Annotated in this window: 18 protein-coding genes and 1 pseudogene; 9 read left to right on the top strand and 10 right to left on the bottom strand. The window is 37.4% G+C overall.

Annotated features, from left to right (window positions below; genetic code table 11):
• Genes H7U19_RS12585 through H7U19_RS12570 form a run of 4 tightly spaced genes read left to right on the top strand, consistent with a single transcriptional unit; the run spans position 1 to position 3,730 of the window.
• A complete protein-coding gene (locus H7U19_RS12585) occupies positions 1–1,926 on the top strand; it encodes an ATP-binding protein (protein ID WP_186562907.1) in 1,926 nt (641 codons plus the stop codon).
• Complete coding sequence (locus H7U19_RS12580) at positions 1,916–2,551, top strand: response regulator (protein WP_186562905.1); 636 nt, start codon at positions 1,916–1,918, stop codon at positions 2,549–2,551. The genes H7U19_RS12585 and H7U19_RS12580 overlap by 11 nt, the downstream gene beginning before the upstream one ends.
• Positions 2,552–2,587: 36 nt before the next feature.
• Complete coding sequence (prmA, locus tag H7U19_RS12575; RefSeq protein WP_186562903.1) at positions 2,588–3,424, top strand: 50S ribosomal protein L11 methyltransferase; 837 nt, start codon at positions 2,588–2,590, stop codon at positions 3,422–3,424.
• A 30-nt stretch (positions 3,425–3,454) separates the two neighbouring features.
• Positions 3,455–3,730, top strand: coding sequence for an ATP-dependent Clp protease adaptor ClpS (locus tag H7U19_RS12570; RefSeq protein WP_186562901.1), 276 nt, complete (start codon positions 3,455–3,457; stop codon positions 3,728–3,730).
• Here H7U19_RS12570 and H7U19_RS12565 read toward each other — a convergent pair whose 3' ends face one another.
• The gene (locus H7U19_RS12565; RefSeq protein ID WP_186562899.1) at positions 3,731–3,997 is read right to left on the bottom strand and encodes a heavy-metal-associated domain-containing protein; all 267 of its coding nucleotides are present in this window, start codon (positions 3,995–3,997) and stop codon (positions 3,731–3,733) included.
• A gap of 66 nt (positions 3,998–4,063) precedes the next feature.
• The gene (locus H7U19_RS12560; RefSeq protein WP_186562897.1) at positions 4,064–4,663 is read right to left on the bottom strand and encodes a LexA family protein; all 600 of its coding nucleotides are present in this window, start codon (positions 4,661–4,663) and stop codon (positions 4,064–4,066) included.
• 112 nt (positions 4,664–4,775) lie between these two features.
• Between H7U19_RS12560 and dinB the strand changes: the two genes are divergently transcribed.
• Genes dinB through H7U19_RS12545 form a run of 3 tightly spaced genes read left to right on the top strand, consistent with a single transcriptional unit; the run spans position 4,776 to position 9,262 of the window.
• Complete coding sequence (dinB, locus tag H7U19_RS12555) at positions 4,776–5,996, top strand: DNA polymerase IV (RefSeq protein ID WP_186562895.1); 1,221 nt, start codon at positions 4,776–4,778, stop codon at positions 5,994–5,996.
• Between the two features lie 28 nt (positions 5,997–6,024).
• Positions 6,025–6,180, top strand: coding sequence for a hypothetical protein (locus H7U19_RS12550; RefSeq protein ID WP_186562893.1), 156 nt, complete (start codon positions 6,025–6,027; stop codon positions 6,178–6,180).
• Positions 6,181–6,223: 43 nt separating this feature from the next.
• Positions 6,224–9,262: a DNA polymerase III subunit alpha gene (locus H7U19_RS12545; protein ID WP_186562891.1), complete on the top strand. Its 3,039-nt coding sequence runs from the start codon at positions 6,224–6,226 to the stop codon at positions 9,260–9,262.
• Positions 9,263–9,292: 30 nt separating this feature from the next.
• Here H7U19_RS12545 and H7U19_RS12540 read toward each other — a convergent pair whose 3' ends face one another.
• The 6 genes from H7U19_RS12540 to H7U19_RS12515 form a co-directional block, all read right to left on the bottom strand.
• Positions 9,293–10,705, bottom strand: a complete 1,413-nt coding sequence (locus tag H7U19_RS12540; protein ID WP_186562889.1) for an MBL fold metallo-hydrolase — start codon at positions 10,703–10,705, stop codon at positions 9,293–9,295.
• 70 nt (positions 10,706–10,775) lie between these two features.
• Positions 10,776–11,567 carry a sulfite exporter TauE/SafE family protein gene (locus H7U19_RS12535; protein ID WP_186562887.1) on the bottom strand — a complete coding sequence of 264 codons (792 nt, stop codon included), beginning with the start codon at positions 11,565–11,567 and terminating at the stop codon, positions 10,776–10,778.
• Complete coding sequence (locus H7U19_RS12530) at positions 11,568–11,981, bottom strand: DUF6691 family protein (protein ID WP_186562885.1); 414 nt, start codon at positions 11,979–11,981, stop codon at positions 11,568–11,570.
• Positions 11,982–11,983: 2 nt separating this feature from the next.
• Entirely contained in the window at positions 11,984–12,541 is a 558-nt protein-coding gene (locus H7U19_RS12525; protein ID WP_186562883.1) for a YeeE/YedE family protein, read from the bottom strand.
• Between the two features lie 204 nt (positions 12,542–12,745).
• Positions 12,746–13,066: a YtxH domain-containing protein gene (locus H7U19_RS12520; protein ID WP_186562881.1), complete on the bottom strand. Its 321-nt coding sequence runs from the start codon at positions 13,064–13,066 to the stop codon at positions 12,746–12,748.
• A 293-nt stretch (positions 13,067–13,359) separates the two neighbouring features.
• Positions 13,360–14,520 carry a tRNA modification GTPase gene (locus tag H7U19_RS12515; RefSeq protein ID WP_246454804.1) on the bottom strand — a complete coding sequence of 387 codons (1,161 nt, stop codon included), beginning with the start codon at positions 14,518–14,520 and terminating at the stop codon, positions 13,360–13,362.
• 230 nt (positions 14,521–14,750) lie between these two features.
• Here H7U19_RS12515 and H7U19_RS16915 point away from each other — a divergent pair.
• A pseudogene (locus H7U19_RS16915) lies at positions 14,751–14,897 on the top strand (MazG nucleotide pyrophosphohydrolase domain-containing protein); the annotation flags it as partial.
• A 26-nt stretch (positions 14,898–14,923) separates the two neighbouring features.
• Here the strand turns inward: H7U19_RS16915 and H7U19_RS12510 are convergent.
• Complete coding sequence (locus H7U19_RS12510; protein WP_186562880.1) at positions 14,924–16,141, bottom strand: porin family protein; 1,218 nt, start codon at positions 16,139–16,141, stop codon at positions 14,924–14,926.
• A 288-nt stretch (positions 16,142–16,429) separates the two neighbouring features.
• Here H7U19_RS12510 and mazG point away from each other — a divergent pair, with 288 nt between their 5' ends.
• The gene (mazG, locus tag H7U19_RS12505) at positions 16,430–17,203 is read left to right on the top strand and encodes a nucleoside triphosphate pyrophosphohydrolase (RefSeq protein ID WP_186562878.1); all 774 of its coding nucleotides are present in this window, start codon (positions 16,430–16,432) and stop codon (positions 17,201–17,203) included.
• Here mazG and H7U19_RS12500 read toward each other — a convergent pair.
• On the bottom strand, positions 17,200–18,342 hold the full coding sequence (locus tag H7U19_RS12500) for a lycopene cyclase family protein (RefSeq protein WP_186562876.1): 1,143 nt from the start codon (positions 18,340–18,342) through the stop codon (positions 17,200–17,202). The two genes, mazG and H7U19_RS12500, sit on opposite strands and share 4 nt — an antisense overlap.
• Positions 18,343–18,347 lie beyond the last annotated feature (5 nt).

Below are 18,347 nucleotides of genomic sequence, written 5' to 3'. Positions count from 1 at the left end.
TTGAAATTTCAACTAGCATATGTTTTTCTTTTGTTATACTCAATTTGTTTTGGGCAAAGTCAGGATGCATATCTGGATAGCTTAAAAACTGTAATATCATCAAAAAAGTCCAGTGATTTTAATCGGGCATTAGCACATTCAAAATTGGCGTGGGCCAACCTGAGCAAGGACGTAAAAACTGCCGAAACGCATTTGGATTCGGCCATGGCCTTGTATTCAAAATTAAAGAATGAAGAAGGCATCTCTGCCAGTAATTATCGCTATGCGGTGCTTAGCAGGGTGGTGGGTAACTATGAACAGGCGCATAATTACATTGATAAATATCGGAGGTTTGTAGAAAAACAAAAAGACACTTTTAAAATAGCCAATGGCCTTTATCAAAAGGGGGTCATCTACAGTTTAGAAAATAATTATGAAGCCAGTTTAAAGGCATATCTCAAAACCTTATCCATATATGAACAATTAAAGGACTCCACGGGGATGGGTTTTACCCTTAATAGTATTGGGATTGTTTATAAAAATCTGGAAAAATACGATGAGGCCATAGCCAGTTACAACCAAGCCGTTGCCATCCATGAAGCAAAAAGCGATCTTGATAATTTGGCTAATGTTTACAACGGTATCGGGTCGGTTTATGCTGAGCAGGGAAACCTTGATAGGGCTTTGGAATATTACGAAAAGACCCTTTCGATTGACAAACAAATTGAGAATGAATGGGGAACGGCCCAAGTGAGTAGAAATATTGGTGCTATTCTAATAGAAAAGGAACAGTTTCAAAATGCTTTGGGTTATTTGAATCAGGCTTATAACATTCAGCAAACCCATGACTATATTTCTGATATACCCGAAACATTGTCCTTATTGAGTAAAGCCTATATGCATTTGAGGGATTTCAGCAAAAGTCGAACCCTTTTGAAACAGGCTTTTGCTATGGATGTCCCCTCGAAAAAAGTGTTTCGGGATTTGCATTGGCAGAGCTATCAACTCAACAATAGTTCGGGCAATGTCGAAGAAGCACTACATCATTTTATAACCTATACAAGTTATAAGGATAGTATTCTAAATGAGGACAATCTAAAAAACATCAATAGGCTTGAAATTCAATTTGAAACGGAAAAAAAAGATAAAGCCCTGGTAGAGCAACAGCTTGCCATTGAGAAAAACCAAGCAAGGTTTAAATATATGACTGGAATTGCGATTTTTTTGTTGATAGTTTCCATAATGACCTTTGTGGTGTTCAGGCAACGCCAGAAAAGAAAAGCACAGGAAATTTTGGCCTTAAAGCGAGAAGGCCAGATTAAAACTTTGGAAGCGCTTATTGAGGGCGAAGAAAATGAACGCTATAGGATAGCAAGAGAACTTCATGATGGGGTAAATGGAGACTTATCTGCCATCAAATACAAATTGTCAGCCCTGATGGAAACCAACCAAAAAGTAATTGCCGAGGCCATCACAATGATAGACGAATCCTGTAAACAAGTGCGTGCTATTTCGCATAATTTGGTGCCGCCTTCGCTTAAAAACTTTAATTTAGTAGAAGCAATTGCTGATTATTGTAATAATTTAAATAATATAAACCCGAAAGAGGAAATCATTTTTCAGCATCTAGGGGAAGCCGTTGAATTACCGCAAAAGGCTGAGGTGAATGTATTTCGAATTATTCAGGAATTGGTGACAAATAGTTTGAAGCATGCTGAAGCCAAAACGATTAATGTTCAATTGAGCCTAAGGGACAATACGCTCCAAATAACCGTCGAGGATGATGGGAAAGGTTTTGATAAAGACAAGGTCGATTCTGACGGGATAGGTTTGAGCAATGTGCAATCCAGAATTGATTATTTAAAGGCGGAAGTTGATTTTGTATCCAACGAAAATGGGACCTCTTACATTATTGAAATCGATTTAGAAAAATTAAATGACAACTAAAATAGCCATAACGGACGACCATGTGATGGTGCTTAAGGGCATAGCCTCGATGCTTGAGGGCACGACCCAATTGAAGGTTGTTGGTCTATACGAAAATGCTTCTCAAACTTTAGAAAATATTGGTGCGGATCAACCAGATGTGTTGCTCTTGGATATCAATTTACCTGACATCAATGGTATCGATTTAAGTAAACAACTGCTTAAATCCTATCCCGATTTGAAGATTATCGCCCTCACCAATTTTGAGGATACTTCCTTTGTGAAGCGCATGCTCAAAAATGGTGTGCATGGCTATCTGTTAAAGAACACCGATAAGTTGGAATTGGTTACTGCCATGAAAACTGTACTTTCTGGGGAGTTGTTTTTACAAAAGGATATTCAGCAACAGTTATTAAACCAAACTTCAAAGTCAACAATTGACAATGCACTAAAACCGAATTTAACGCGACGCGAGCATGATGTTTTAGTCGCCATTTCAGAGGAGCTCACCACACAAGAAATCTCAGAAAAACTCTTTATCAGTCCAAAAACCGTGGAGACCCACCGCATGAATATCATGAGTAAACTGGGAGCAAAAAATAGCGTGGGCATCATCAAAATTGCGATGGAAAAGCAGTTATTGTAGTATTAAGGTCTATCTTTGTGGCCTAAATTTTTATAGATGTCTAATCCAATTTATATAGGCTATAATTTCTCAATAAAACCATTGCAACCCGCAACTGAAATCCTAATTGCCGAACTAGGATATGCAGGTTTTGAAAGCTTTGTGGAAACTGAGGATGGCGTAACGGCATATATTCAAAAGGAAGAATGGCACGAGTCGATTTTGCAAGATATTCAAATTTTGGGCTCGGATGAATTCGAAATCACCTATACTTTTGAAGAAATAGCCCAAACCAACTGGAACGCCGAATGGGAAAAGAATTTCAATCCCATAGTTATTGAGGATATGTGTGCCATTAGAGCACCATTCCATGAGCCTTTCAATACCAAATTTGATATCGTTATTGAACCAAAAATGAGCTTTGGTACTGGACATCACGAGACGACGCACATGATGATTCAGCATATTTTGAATAATGATTTCAAAGGAAAATCAGTGTTGGATATGGGATGTGGTACGGGGGTTTTGGCAGTTTTGACTGAAATGAAAGGAGCAAAACCTATTGATGCGGTGGACTATGATAATTGGTGCTATTTGAACAGTTTGGAAAACGTAGGGCGCAACAATTGTGCTCACATCACGGTTATTGAAGGAGATGCCTCTGTTTTAGGAAAAAACAAATATGATGTAATCGTGGCAAATATCAATCGTAATATTTTAATGCAGGATATGGAAACGTACGTGTCTTGCTTAAATAAAAAAGGGATGTTGTTTTTAAGTGGGTTTTATGCGGATGATATTCCAATGATTCAGGGGGAATGTGAAAAATTTGGATTGATGCTTAAAGAAAAGTTGGAACGAAACAACTGGGTTTCGTTAAAATTTTTAAATTAGTAGTAAAATTGCTCCCAAAAGATTTAAAAAATGAGTTCAAAAGAAAAATATTCAGAAGAATTACTACTTGAAGAAGAGGTAGTGAAGCTCAATGAAATTGTGCTGTACAATGACGATGTGAATACCTTTGATCACGTTATCGATACACTGATTTATGCCTGCGACCACACTTCAGAACAAGCAGAACAATGCTCACTAATTGTGCATTACAAAGGAAAATGCACCGTAAAAACTGGTGAATACGAAGATTTAAAACCGCGTTGCTCTAAATTATTAGAGGCTGGTTTGAGTGCTGAGATCGTTTAATTAATTCATTCTTCCAATTGCACAGCTTACAAAGGATTTAGCTTTTGTAATCAATGCGTTTTTGTCTCCAACAATAGGATAACCAATAGCATGCAATACTGCTTTTACCTTATTGAGTGTTTCCATATGTGTATGCTCAAAAGAAACCCTATTCATTTCGGGATTAATTTCAATGCTTTTAGCATCCTCAATTTCCTGTAACTTTTTAGAAATGGTATTGGCGCATCCTCCACATTTTAAATTTTGTATTTCAAAAGAGGTTTTCATTTTAACAATGGTTTAATGCAAAATTACTGCTGGGGCCGGTCTTTTAATGTGATAATTGTCAGTTTTTTAGCTGTATTTTAAAACATTCTTTATCACACCTTCTATTTTAAAATAATCAGCAACAATAATTGGGGGATGGTTTTCGCTATTTAAGGATGTTAGGGTTATGGTGTCGTTTTGCTGAAAAAATCTTTTGATGAGTACTTTTTCGCCATACACGCACACGATTTTTTCTCCATTTTCGGCGTTGTCTTTTTTTTGAGCAATTACCAGATCACCTTCTTTTATAAATGGTTCCATAGAGTTGCCTTTGGCGGTAACGATAAAGCCTTCATGTGCAGGAAACTTTAGCAATCTTGATGCGATTGGGATTTTATCTATAGGAATGCCGTCCAAAATCGTCCCGTTTTTACCGCATTGTGCATTTCCGTAAAGATTTAAATAAATAATTGGGCGCTCGGGATTCAAAAATACTTGGTAGTCCCTAGGGTTATTGGGATTGCGCTTAAGGTAGCCTTTTTGTTCCAGCTTTTGAATATGATGGGCCACCATGCTTGACGATGAAAAATTAAGGTTGTCTTGAATTTGCCTGATGGTAAGCGGATTATCAATTTGCTCATGGAGCAGTTTTAAGAGCGCTATTTGGTTTTCATGCAAATCGTTCATTTACAGTGCGGTTTGGAAGGCGTGCTATTTTGTTAATAATTTTTGGATACACAAATATAGAAAATATATTATTGTTCTATATTTTTGTAGAACACTAATTTTTTTCTTCTTAATGAAGCGTACCATTTTACACTTTGATCTGGATACATTTTTTGTATCCTGCGAACGGCTTTTGGACAGTAGGCTAAACAATAAGCCCGTAATTGTTGGAGGTACCGGGGATAGGGGCGTGGTAAGTGCAGCCAGTTATGAGACTCGTGCTTATGGCGTACATTCCGGGATGCCGGCAAAAATGGCAAGGCAACTATGCCCACATGCCATATTTATAAAGGGCAATGCGGGAACCTATACCAAATACTCAAAAATGGTCACGGAAATTTTGCAGGGCGAAGTTCCGGTTTTGGAAAAGGCCAGTGTGGACGAGTTTTATGCTGACCTTTCGGGCATGGACCGTTTTTTTGGTTGCTATAAGTATGCCACGGAATTACGGCAAAAGATTATTCGAGAAACAGGCTTACCCATATCTTTTGGGCTTTCCGAAAATAAAACCGTGTCAAAAGTTGCTACCAATGAGGCCAAGCCCAATAATCAATTAAAGATTGAATTTGGGGCGGAAAAGCAGTTTTTGGCACCACTTTCCATCAAAAAGATTCCTATGGTCGGGGAGAAGACCTTTCGGGCATTTTGCAACATGGGCATTAAAACTGTTGAGACCGTACAGCAAATGCCCGTGGAGATGATGACCTCGGTATTTGGCAAAAACGGGCGTGTGATTTGGCAACGCTCCAACGGCATTGACCATACGCCCATCATCGAATATCATGAGCGAAAATCCATTTCGAGCGAGCGTACTTACGGAAGGGATACCACAGACATTTCAAAAATAAAGACCACACTTTCTGCCATGGCCGAAGATTTGGCTTTTCAATTACGGCGTGGTGGGAAATTGGCTTCTGTAGTGACGGTGAAAATCAGGTATTCCGATTTTCAGACGTATTCAAAGCAAACAAAAATTGCATATACGTCGGCAGATCATCATTTAATACCATTGGTGCTGGAACTGTTTGATAAACTTTATGACAGGCGGGTGCTTATCCGCTTAGTGGGAGTTAGGTTTAGTGGTATTACTTCTGGCACATACCAAATCAATCTTTTTGATGATGAAAAACGAACGGTAAACCTTTACAGTGCCATGGATAAGATCCGATTGCGGTATGGTTCCAGAAGTGTGATAAGGGCTTCTGCTATGGGCGAAGGGGCACGGACTGTTGGGAATTTTACCAACCCGTTTAATGGGGAGCCACCCATTGTTTTGGCGCATCGAACGCAATGATTTATGTGGCCGTACACAGTCAGGGCTTTTGGGCCTGAAGGTAGAAGGTCTGCCCGATGATTGGGTGATAAAACTACGGTGGCGGATAGGTGCGTTAGGGATAGAAACGGCATCCCCTGACGGTACCGTCAGGGATATAGTGGATAGCCCGACCACGCCCTTAAGCGTGGTAACGCCAAAATAGAGAATAATAAAGATTCAATTTAAGTATTAAGCTTGGATAAGCCATGTTTTTGAACAACCATTCCTTTTATAGTTTGCGCTACGGCACCATGTCCGAAATAGAACTTATGGCATTGGCAAAAGAGAGTGGTTGCAACACGTTTCCGCTTACGGATATCAATAACACTTCTGGATGCTTAAATTATATAAGGCGTGCTCCAGAATATGGTATTACACCCGTAGTGGGGATAGATTTTAGGAACAGTGCGCAACAATGCTATGTATGTTTGGCCACCAATAATGAAGGGTTTTTGGAGTTGAACAATTTTCTGTCCAGGCATTTGCACGATGATGAGCCGTTTCCTGATGAGGCGCCCGTATTTGAAAATGCAGTCACTATTTATCCCTTTCGAAAATTATTGGAAATAGAAAAATATACGTTTTCTGAAAGCGAATATATAGGGGTGTCGCTAGACGATATCAATATGCTTCCATTTTCAAGATTGAACCAGCATAGGGACAGATTGGTTTTGCTACATACCATAAGCTTTAGGGGTAAACGTGATTTTAATGTGCATAGGCTGTTGAGGGCTATAGACAACAATCTGCTTTTAAGCAAGCTTCCAAAAGCGCAACAAGGTAAGTTGGCACACCAAATACTGCCTGGTTCCGAAGTTGAAAAAAGCTTTAAGGATTATCCCCATATTATAGAAAACACATCAAATTTATTGAAGCGGTGCAGTATTGAGTTTGACTTTTCAAACACAAAAAAAAGTCAGAACTTATCAACACTTTATGGCTCCGAAGAAGTGGATTTCAATACGTTGAAGGCCTTGTGTTATGAGGGTTTGCCCAAACGATATGATGAGGTTTCAAAAACAATTGAACAGCGTTTGGAAAAGGAGCTGGACTTGATAAAAAAGCAGAATTATGTGAGTTTCTTTTTGATTAATTGGAGGATTATTCAATATGCAAAATCAAAGGGGTATTATTACGTAGGGAGGGGCAGTGGAGCCAACAGTATTGTTGCCTATTTGTTGCAGATAACTGATGTAGATCCTATAGAATTGGACTTGTATTTTGAGCGATTCATGAATTTATACCGCACCACGCCGCCTGATTTTGATATTGATTTTTCAACATGGGACAGGGAGGATGTTACGCGTTTTATTTTTGAGGAGTTTAAAGGGGACGGGCAGGTAGCACTGTTGGGGGCTTATGTAACGTTTCAATATAAAGGAGCAGTACGCGAGCTGGGCAAGGTGTTTGGGTTGCCCAAATATGAGATCGATAAACTATGTTCTGGAAAGTTTGATTACAGGCAATTGGACGATTTGTCTAAACTGGTATTGCGCTATGCCAAATATTTGGAGGGCCGTCCTAATTATGTCAGTATTCATGCGGCAGGTGTTTTGATTTCAGAACGGCCTATCCACTATTTTTCGGCAACAAATATGCCACCCAAAGGATTTCCAACGGTTCAATTTGATATGCATATTGCGGAGGATGTCGGTTTGTACAAGTTTGATATTTTAGGGCAACGTGGCTTGGGAAAGATTAAGGATGCCATTGCTGTTATTGAGGAAAACAGGCCAGGGGTTGAGTTGCCCAATATTCATAATGCGAAGCCTTTTTTTGAAGACGATAGCATAAATGATATGATAGAGCAGGGCGAATGTATCGGTTGCTTTTATGTGGAGTCCCCAGCAATGCGCATGCTGATTAAAAAATTGGGGGTACGGGATTATTTAACACTGGTTGCGGCAAGTTCTATCATTCGTCCGGGTGTAGCCAAAAGTGGCATGATGCGAGAATATATCCTGCGCCACAAAAACCCAGAACGCAGAAAAAGGGCCCATCCCGTATTGTGGGATATTATGCCAGATACTTATGGCGTAATGGTATATCAGGAAGATGTGATTAAGGTGGCGCACCATTATGCGGGATTGGATTTGGGCGAGGCTGATGTGCTGCGGCGCGGTATGAGCGGAAAATACCGTTCTAGGGAGGAGTTTTTGGCAGTAAAGGAAAAGTTTATTTCCAATTGCAGGGAAAAAGGAGAACGAGATGAGGTGATATTTGAGGTATGGCGACAAATTGAAAGCTTTGCTGGGTACGCTTTTGCTAAAGGACATTCTGCATCCTATGCTGTAGAATCCTACCAAAGTTTGTTTCTAAAACATTACTACCCTTTGGAATATATGGTAGCTACGGTTAACAATGGAGGTGGGTTTTACAGGACTGAATTGTATTTGCACGAAGCCAAAAAATGGGGAGGGGTTGTGCATCCGCCCTGCATTAATCGAAGCCGTATTGAAACCGTTATTGTGGGTGTAGATATTTATCTTGGATTTCAGCATTTGCAAGGGCTTGAAAGGCGTAATATGGTCAATATATTACAAGCTAGGGTGTATGGCAATTTTATGTCGCTGGACGATTTTATGGAGCGTGTCCCCATGTCCATAGAGCAATTGGATATACTGATTAGGGTTAATGCATTTAGAAGTTCGGGGATAGACAAACGAACGCTATTATGGGAAGCCTATTATAAATGCCATCATTTGGCCATTGATGAGATGCAACCACAATTATTTAGATTGGGGGCGAGAGCTTTTGAATTGCCAAAATTTACCATTACCCAATTAGAGGATGCTTTTGATCAGCTGGAGTTGCTCAATTTTACACTTTATGACGTGTTTTCACTATTGGAAAAATCGCCTACTAATAGACTTTTAACAAAGGATTTAGCAGTTTACAAAGGTAGGGTGGTAACTATTTATGGCTATTTGATTACCGCAAAAAACACGAGTACGCACAAAGGAGACCGTATGCATTTCGGAACGTTTTTGGATCAAGAGGGAGAGTGGTTGGATACGGTACATTTTCCTCCCGTGGCTAAACGATATCCATTTAGGGGCAAGGGGGTGTATCGTATTATAGGAAAGGTGGTAGAGGAGTTTGATTTTTTGAGTGTTGAGGTCATCAAGCAAGAACGGATGGCATATATAGCCGACCCGCGCTTTAGCAGTGCAAACGTAAAAAATACGGAGCAACAAAAAATATCTGTACCAAGCAGACAGGCTTATAAGCGTTTAACAACATAATACAAAGGCGAACATTGAATTATAAAGCGGCTACAGTTCCGAAGGGCACACAAAATCTGTAGTTGGCAAGTCCATCTTCTTTATTGCGCCAAAACCTCCGGCAATGTCAAAAATATTATTAAAACCTCTTGCTTTCAAAATAGACGAAGCGATTACCGAACGATAACCACCTGCACAATGCACATAATAGGTGTTTTTTGGATTTACTTTGCTCATATTATCATTGATGTAATCCAGAGCAAAATGCTGCACGTTGTCGCCTTCCAAATGTTCGGAGGTATATTCACCATCTTTTCTAACGTCCAGTACGTTTATGTTTTTATTTTTAAAATCTTCTGAAAATTGTTCGGCAGATATGGATGCTATCGTCTCGATGTCCTTTCCTGCCTTTTTCCATGCTTCGATGCCTCCGTCTAAATAGCCCAATGTATTATCATAACCAACGCGAGATAATCGGGTTACGGATTCTTCTTCGCGCCCTTCGGGAGTTACCAACAAGATCGGCTGTTTTAAATCGGTAATCAAAGCACCAACCCATGGGGCAAATCCGCCATTCAATCCAATGAAAATGGAGTTGGGGATATGCGCTTTCACAAATTCCTGCTCTGTTCTTACATCAAGAACCAGCGCATCTTCATTGTTGGCAATGGCTTCAAAATCATTTGGGTTAAGAGGTGTGTCACCTTTTTTAAGTACTGTCTCAAAGGTGTCGTAGCCCATTTTGTTCATCATCGCATTTTTAGCAAAATATTGGGGAGGAGGAGCGATGCCATCTAGGACTTCTTTCACAAATTCTTCCTTACTCATAGCCGCTCGTAATGCATAGTTAGTTTGTTTTTGATCGCCTAAAATACCAACGGTTTCTTTGCTTAAATTTTTTCCGCATGCGGAACCTGCGCCATGCGCTGGATAAACAATGACATCATCGGGCAAGGTCATTATTTTGTTGCGTAACGAATCATACAGCATGCCGGCTAAATCCTCTTTGGTTAAATCAGATTTTATGGCTAAATCAGGTCGCCCAACATCACCTAGAAATAATGTGTCCCCTGAAAAAATAGCGTGTTCCTTTCCGTTTTCATCCAACAATAAATATGTTGACGATTCTAGTGTATGCCCTGGTGTGTGCAATACTTTAATAGTAACATTTCCCAGTTTAAATTCCTCATTATCTTTTGCTTCATGGATGTTGTATTCTGTCTTCGCTCCAGGACCATAAACAATAGTAGCACCAGTTTTTTTCGCCAAATCTACATGACCGGAAACAAAATCCGCATGAAAATGGGTTTCAAAAATGTACTTGATTTTGGCATTTTCTTTTTCTGCTTTGTCCACATATTGTTGGGTTTCCCTTAAAGGGTCAACAATAGCTACTTCACCTTTCGATTCAATATAATAGGCACCTTGGGCCAAACATCCGGTATATATCTGTTCTATTTTCATATTCTTAAAATTCTTTTTCAAAATTAATAAACCTCATTGATACACTTTGTAACTTATATTACTTTTAGAGTTATTTTAACTCTTTGTAAATGATATAAGTAGCCATTATCAGAATAAAATACCCAAAGCTTTTTTTAAGCTTTTTTCCGCTGATAAATTTTGAAAGGAATACCCCCAAGACAATACCCAATATTGCAATTACAGTAAATGTCAAAAGGAATCCCCATTCAATATCTAAAGTTTGTACGTCCCCTAAAAAGCCAATTAAGGAATTGACGGTTATGATAATTAGAGAGGTGCCTACTGCTTTTTTCATCGGAATGTTTGCCCAAAGCACAAGAGCAGGAACGTAAAGAAACCCTCCCCCAGCACCGATAATTCCTGTAATGGTTCCAATAATTAATCCTTGAATAAAAGTTTTGTAATAGGGCTGACCGGAAATATTTTCTGCAGTTTTTGACTTGGATTTAATCATGGAATACGAGGCACCAATCATAATGAGGGCAAAGAAAATCATGATGCTCATGTCCTTGGTGAAACTTAAGTTTCCAATTTCAAATAATGCTTCAGGAATATTGGGTAACAGATAGCGTCTTGATAAATATACCGCTACGAAAGATGGAAACGAAAAAACCAGACCAGTCTTAAAATCTACTAATCCCTCCTTATATTTTTGAAATGTACCCACCAAAGAAGACGAACCAACAACAAATAGGGAATAGGCCGTGGCCACTATTGGATTATATCCCAAGATATACACCAAAACGGGAACGGTTAAAATAGAACCGCCACCGCCAATAAGCCCTAATACTAGCCCGACGATTAGTGCTCCGATATATCCTAAGATCTGGGTGGATTCCATTTAATGTGGCAACTTGTTTTTTAGAAGTCCGTAAATGAAAGTCCCTAGAATAGCTGATGCAATTACTATAAGCATGCTCCAAACGCCAGTGCCCAAAAGCACGTACATGGGGCCGGGGCAAGCGCCAATCAATGCCCAACCGAACCCAAAAATCGTACCGCCAACAATATACCTTATAAAACCATTTTCTTTTTTCGGAACAAAAATATCCGCACCTTTTACGCTTTTGATAAGGCCCTTTTTTGAAAGTTGAAGAAACAGAATTCCGGATGTTATCGCCGTACCAATAATGCCATACATGTGAAACGATTGAAAACGGAACATTTCATAAATGCGATACCATGAAACAGCTTCGGATTTCACCAATAAAATTCCGAAAAATATGCCGACCAATAAGAATTTTAAGAACTTCATAATTAAAATATTAGGGGTAAGAGAAGGTTAGCCATAATAAGTCCACCAATGAAAAAGCCGATAACAGCTATCAATGATGGTTTTTGCAAACTACTTAATCCTGTGATAGCATGCCCTGAGGTACATCCGCCGGCATAACGGGTTCCAAAACCAACCAATAGTCCACCAACAACGAGAAGTAAAAGGACTTTAGGAGATGACAGTAAATCTAAACTGTACATTTCGTTGGGAACTAACGTTTTGCCTGGGTTTTCAAATCCCATGTTTTGGAGTTCAGCAATAGTTATTGGGTTTAAATCCGTACCCGAATCGTTGGACAGAAATTGAACGGCTATAAACCCTCCAATTACGGCACCTAATACCACGGTTAAATTCCAAAGTTGTGCTTTCCAATCGAACTTGAAAAAATCAGAAAACTTATCAGCACCGATGATGGAGCACATGGTTCGGAGGTTTGAGGACATTCCAAAGGTTTTTCCAAAATAGAGTAAAAGTGCCATGACTAAGGCGATTAAAGGGCCTGAAACATACCATGGCCATGGGTTTAAAATGGATTCCATAATTGTCGATTTTAATGCGAATTTAAATTGAAACGTAGTTAAGTATTGTAATAAATGTTACTTAACAGCAAGTAATTTATAATTATTATATAGGTTTAGCAATACATGAAAAAATCCAACGGATAGCGTTGGATTCTTTTTATCTAAATAGCAGAATTACTGTCATGCTGAACTCGTTTCAGCATCTCATCTAATTATTGGGTATTAACTCGTTTGTTGCAACGTTTTATTTTTCTCCTTTAGAATTGCCAATTGCTTTTCCAAAAATGTAATCACCTGCTCGGTTTTATAACTTGTTTTGGACGCAAAATCCTTTGCCTCTTTCTTAAATTTGTCCTTACCGGATTTAGTGGCTTTTGATATATCCTCTTTAACCTCAGTAAAATCTTCGGTTATTTGGTCCTTTATTTTTTCTCCTTCCTTTTTAAGCTTAGCTCTGGTAACTTCCCCTTTTTCGGGAGCGAATAAAACGCCTACACCAGCGCCAATCAATACGCCTAAAACTAATGCACCTTTATGAATCATTTGTTTTTCTTTTTAAATATTAAACTTGTTTTACTAATGAGTAGCTAAAACTTTCGAAATGTTACAAACAAATTCAGTGCCAGATATTTAAGGTGGTTTCGAGGTGCTAAAAATGATTTTAGGCCTAAAGTGAGCATTTTTGGCAGTTTCGCTTAAGGTCTCTGTATAAACTTTGTTGCGTCGTTTTCATGCTAAAAGCAGGCAAACTATTACTGAATAGGAAGTCCACGAGGACCTTCACAAATAAGCTGAAAGCTAACAATAAAATTTATACTTTATTATGTGTTGTTATTTTAGAATAAAGAGTATCCAAAGACTATTGATAAAGTTTCATAATCCGCAACCCAATTTGAATCAAAACCTAATCCTCTTCGTGTTTGATGCCTTAACTCTATGCTGTATTTATCTTTATACTTATAACCTAGACCAAAAGCCATATTATAGGCGTCTGTAATTTCTTGGGAATTAATTTGTGAATCATTTAAACTTGAATCATAAATTAAAGAAGCATTTATAAAAATTTTTGAATTATCATTTAAAAAGAAGTAATGTCTTAAACCAGCATGTAATTCAATAGAACTATAATTAACGATTACATCTCCTGAACCTCCATCAGTTGATTTTTCTCCAAAACTTTGATAAGTTGGCTCAATTATAAATGACCATTTGTTTTTATGAAAAGGAAGAACTAATTCTGCTTCTATTCCAAAACCAAAACCTAGATCGTTTTTAATATTAATATTCCTGTCATTAGATAATGAAGAGAAATTTAATCGAGGCCTGATGTTCAAATTAAACAAATCTTTTTTTTGCTTTTCTTCAAAGTTGATATATTCTTGATTGCTACAGCTGTTATACGTTACAAAAAAGTTGACCAAATCTGATTTTCTGTATTTTATTTTTTCTACTCTGCTCTTTTTGATATCAGAGCATTTCAAGTTATTCCATAGCTGATTTCTAAATCTATTATTTTTGCCAATTTTAAATTCAGGAGTTATATAACTTTTAAACACCAATTGCTCAATATTAGATGTTCCGATGCTGTAAAAATATCTTATTAAACCACGGTCAATGTAACTATACAAAGTAGATTTTCCTTCGACTAATACTTTTAAAAAGAGTTCTTCTTCCTGAAATTTAGCTTTTCTTTCGTTATCTAATTCATCAACCTTGTTACTAGACCTATCAATTTTTACCGCGCTTCTCACATATTTTGAAGCGTTAAAAATCCCAAATTCTTTAACTGATTTTATTGTTTTTTCATTTAATTCGCTATTTTCTGATAATTTATATTTGAATTCAGTTGGATTATCTCCCCAATCAAGATTTTTAATTAAACAATTAGTTTTTTGATTATTGTTATCTATAAAATATCCATTTTCAAATGAAATTTGAGAGTAGCAATTAAAACTTAAAATTGTCGTTAAAAGAAATAGTAGTTTTATTTTCATCATTATTTTAATTTATTCGTATTTAAATTGTTGAGTGTTAATAACACATAATGGGCTATCGGATATGCACCGTTAAACGAAGTTATCATTTTTTTCTGACAATGTTGTTTGTTAAATTACTTTATAAAGCATAATGTCTTCTTCTAGACCATTAGAATTGTATTTTTGCAAAAATATTTAGAATGAATTCCAGACAACACCAGCTCTAAGCCTTCGATAGATTATTAACCATTATGAACGAACTGCGGGAGCAATGCCCATGGGATAAAAAACAAACGATGTAAACCTTACGTCGTTTGACTATCAAGGAAACTTATGAGCTTGGTGATGCTATTTTGTATAATGATTTGGAATGGGTGAAAAAAGAGCTGGGGACTCTAACTTAGACGTCTGCGCAAGCTAGATTTTAAAACATAGAATACCCTAAAACCATGGATACCGATGAAAATTTTGTACCCCAAGCCCCTTGACCATTTAAAATATTTCTATTGGGTATGTACCTTAGTTCTAAATTATATCTTTCTTTATATTTACAACCTATACCAAGGGCTGCGCTAATCCCCGACATACCTTCAGATGAAAAAATGGGTAGACCACGTTCACTTCTAACATCAACTGATGAATTATTGTTATCAATAACCATCGAAACATTGGTGAAAAGTTTTAAATCTTTATTCAGAAACATATAATATCGTATACCTAAATTAACCTGTATAGATTCATTATTTATTTTTGCTATTGATTTTTCTCCAGTGGTTCTATTTGAAATAACTACAGCTTCTGATTCAAACTGCTGGTAGGTAGGCTCCAATATCATAGCCCATTTATTATTGTTAAATCCCAAGATAAACTCTGCTTCAAGCCCAAACCTAAAAGAAGTTAAACCCTCATCAAAATCAAAAGGCTCCCTAATTGGACCATCTAAAACCAATGAAGAAATAGTTACACCAGGACGAATAGTTAAATTGAATAAATCCTTCTTTTGTTTAGTTTTGTAATTGACAAATTCTGAATTTGTGCATTCATTGTATTTTATGAAAAACTTAATCAATTCTGATTGCCTATAACTTATTTTAGCGACCTGGTCCATGGAAATACTTTCGCATTTTAAGGCATTCCATAGTTGTTGTCTGAAGTGTTGGTTTTTGGCTACTTGTCCATTGTCAGTTAGATAATTCTTGAAAACCAGTTGCTTCACTTCTGTAAGGTCTTGATTAAAAAAATACCTTATTAGGCCATTGTCTTCGTACAAATATAAATTCCCTTTCCCCTCTATTAGTACCTTTAAAAACAGTTGTTCCCTATTAAAAACAGGATTTTTGTTATAGTCCATCTCTTCGATTATTGCGCTAGATCTATCGATATCTACATCCTGTCTTACATATTTTGTTATACCAGTAATTTCAAATTCCTTCACAGAAGTAATGGTTTGGATTTTTTGCTCCGAATTTTCAGAAAGTTTATATTCAAACTGAGTGGGGTTGTTTAGCCAGTCACCGTTTTTAATAAGACAGTCCATTCTTTCATTAGAGTTATTGATATAATACCCTTGTAGAAATGTATTTTGGGCAAAACCATTTAGCCCTAAAATTAAAAAGAAGAGTAAAGTTATTAGTTTAGTCATTTTGGATTTGGTTTAGATAAGGTTTGTTCAGTTATAAAAAAACAAATACCTACTGTATTTGAGTTGATTTAGATTACAATAAGTTTTGAAATGTTAATATATCAAATATAGAGTTTTTTCTTTCTTTAAATAAACTAAACAACTTACTTTTTTAATAGAATTTTATGGTATAATTCTCTCTGTTTTGATTAAAGAGATTTGTGAGAATTATATACTTTTCAAAACTAATTTAGGCCTTGGCCATTCCTTGAAGCAAATCAAAATTGTATTTTTGCCAAAATATTTAGAATGAATTCCAGACAACGCCAACTCAAAGCTTTCGATAGATTATTAACCATTATGGACGAACTGCGAGAGCAATGCCCATGGGATAAAAAACAAACCATGGAAACCTTACGCCATTTGACTATCGAGGAAACTTATGAGTTGGGAGATGCCATTTTGGATAATGATTTGGAAGAGGTTAAAAAAGAGCTGGGGGACGTGTTATTGCACATTGTATTTTACGCAAAAATCGGGAGTGAAACCAAAGATTTTGATATTGCCGATGTGTGTAACACCATTTGCGAAAAGTTGATCAACCGGCATCCACACATCTATGGTGATGTTAAAGTAGAAAATGAGGACGATGTCAAACGTAACTGGGAAAATCTTAAATTAAAAGAAGGGAAAAAAAGTGTTTTGGAAGGTGTGCCAAGGAGTTTACCGGCCCTAGTGAAAGCCAATCGTATTCAGGAAAAAGTGGCTGGAGTGGGCTTTGATTGGGAAAAGCCTGAACAGGTTTGGGAGAAACTGCAAGAGGAATTGTCTGAGTTTCGGCATGAGGTAAAGGTTGGTAATGAAGAGGCTATGGAAAGCGAGTTTGGTGATGTGATGTTCTCGATGGTGAATTATGCACGTTTCCTAAATATCAACCCCGAAAATGCCTTGGAGCGTACTAATAAAAAATTCTCAAAACGCTTTCAATATTTAGAATCGAAAGCCAAATCCCTAAATAAGCCCTTAAAAGAAATGACCTTAGCAGAAATGGATGTGTTTTGGGAGGAGGCCAAAAAGCTCTAAAGCGTTTTAAAAAAAGCCTTTACAAAACTCCAAGAAAATAGCGAAACCATAATTTTCAATTCCTCTTTAAAGCTAGATTCTTCGTCCAAAAATAGGAACATACTCGCTGGTTTGTTTTTACCGTAAAACTGCTTAAAAATCCATTCGCCTTTATGGTTTTCCTCTTTTAAAACTTTAAGGAACACAGTGTCAAAAAATCTATATTTTTTCGAGAAAAGACTATCAGATGGCTTTTTGTTGGCTTTAATGTTATCTAGAATCTTGGCCACTTTTTTTTCAGTATGCTTAAAGGAGTACCCTGTTGAAGGTTTTACCCAGCCACCACCGGTGCCAATTTTCGTTATCTTTTCCGTGTTGAATTTATCAAAGGGAAAAGTGGTCATCGGAATATTACCCTGTTCAGATTCAATGATTTTGTAATCGTCAATTTTCAGGTACTTTTTGATGTACGTTTGGAGGAACCCGTCATAGACTGATGTTTCAACAATGTGCTCAGTAAAATATGTAAACTCCACCAACGCCTCATGCTTTGAAAAAGGAAGCACATAAGTAAAGGTGGTTTGTTCGCCATCCTTCAGCCGATAATCCATCATGGTAAAGCTTTTAGTGTCAAATACTTCTCGTTCCGTTTTAATGACGATGCCCTTGAAGTGTTGGTTGATATTTAAGCTCTTATTGTTATTATAAAATTCAATTGGAACCCTGCTATCAAATACATGTTCTGCCGTATAAGAACGTTTTTTTGTTTTCACAATAACCCTTGAATCCTCGTGCGTGTACACCACTTCGTCCACAAAAAACTGGAAGTTTTGATGGTTTTCCAGGGTTGATTTCGCATACTTGTAAAAATCAATGGCTCTGATAGTTTTATATGCATACGGCGATAAATTCATTTCCATTTCATTTTTGGAAGTTATTACTTTCGCCTGTTTCCATGACTTGTGCACAATGTGGTTCCATTGCGAGGGCTCCGTTTCCCAAAAACTCCAGGTTTTGTCGTTGCTATTTTTTTCCGAGGCGTCGATTAAGGCAATTGTCTTGTCATCGAAAAAGGAATCAGAAGCCATTTTTAAAGCCAGTTGTAGCCCTGCCAAACCACTACCAATAATAACATAGTCAAAATGCGAGTTACCCGACATTGAGT

Source organism: Hyunsoonleella aquatilis (genome assembly GCF_014270105.1).
GTDB classification, from domain to species: Bacteria; Bacteroidota; Bacteroidia; order Flavobacteriales; family Flavobacteriaceae; genus Jejuia; species Jejuia aquatilis.
The sequence above is the reverse complement of the archived record's forward strand: the minus strand, read 5'-3'. Positions and strand labels throughout refer to the sequence as shown.

What these genes read in the sequence shown, in the direction of transcription:
- mazG (WP_186562878.1), top strand. Translation starts at nt 16,430, where the DNA reads ATGAATTCCAGACAACGCCAACTCAAAGCTTTCGATAGATTATTAACC.
- H7U19_RS12545 (WP_186562891.1), top strand. Translation starts at nt 6,224, where the DNA reads ATGTTTTTGAACAACCATTCCTTTTATAGTTTGCGCTACGGCACCATG.
- H7U19_RS12530 (WP_186562885.1), bottom strand. Translation starts at nt 11,981, where the DNA reads ATGAAGTTCTTAAAATTCTTATTGGTCGGCATATTTTTCGGAATTTTA.
- H7U19_RS12525 (WP_186562883.1), bottom strand. Translation starts at nt 12,541, where the DNA reads ATGGAATCCATTTTAAACCCATGGCCATGGTATGTTTCAGGCCCTTTA.
- prmA (WP_186562903.1), top strand. Translation starts at nt 2,588, where the DNA reads ATGTCTAATCCAATTTATATAGGCTATAATTTCTCAATAAAACCATTG.
- H7U19_RS12540 (WP_186562889.1), bottom strand. Translation starts at nt 10,705, where the DNA reads ATGAAAATAGAACAGATATATACCGGATGTTTGGCCCAAGGTGCCTAT.
- H7U19_RS12580 (WP_186562905.1), top strand. Translation starts at nt 1,916, where the DNA reads ATGACAACTAAAATAGCCATAACGGACGACCATGTGATGGTGCTTAAG.
- H7U19_RS12565 (WP_186562899.1), bottom strand. Translation starts at nt 3,997, where the DNA reads ATGAAAACCTCTTTTGAAATACAAAATTTAAAATGTGGAGGATGCGCC.
- H7U19_RS12535 (WP_186562887.1), bottom strand. Translation starts at nt 11,567, where the DNA reads ATGGAATCCACCCAGATCTTAGGATATATCGGAGCACTAATCGTCGGG.
- H7U19_RS12515 (WP_246454804.1), bottom strand. Translation starts at nt 14,520, where the DNA reads ATGATGAAAATAAAACTACTATTTCTTTTAACGACAATTTTAAGTTTT.
- dinB (WP_186562895.1), top strand. Translation starts at nt 4,776, where the DNA reads ATGAAGCGTACCATTTTACACTTTGATCTGGATACATTTTTTGTATCC.
- H7U19_RS12500 (WP_186562876.1), bottom strand. Translation starts at nt 18,342, where the DNA reads ATGTCGGGTAACTCGCATTTTGACTATGTTATTATTGGTAGTGGTTTG.
- H7U19_RS12570 (WP_186562901.1), top strand. Translation starts at nt 3,455, where the DNA reads ATGAGTTCAAAAGAAAAATATTCAGAAGAATTACTACTTGAAGAAGAG.
- H7U19_RS12560 (WP_186562897.1), bottom strand. Translation starts at nt 4,663, where the DNA reads ATGAACGATTTGCATGAAAACCAAATAGCGCTCTTAAAACTGCTCCAT.
- H7U19_RS12510 (WP_186562880.1), bottom strand. Translation starts at nt 16,141, where the DNA reads ATGACTAAACTAATAACTTTACTCTTCTTTTTAATTTTAGGGCTAAAT.
- H7U19_RS12520 (WP_186562881.1), bottom strand. Translation starts at nt 13,066, where the DNA reads ATGATTCATAAAGGTGCATTAGTTTTAGGCGTATTGATTGGCGCTGGT.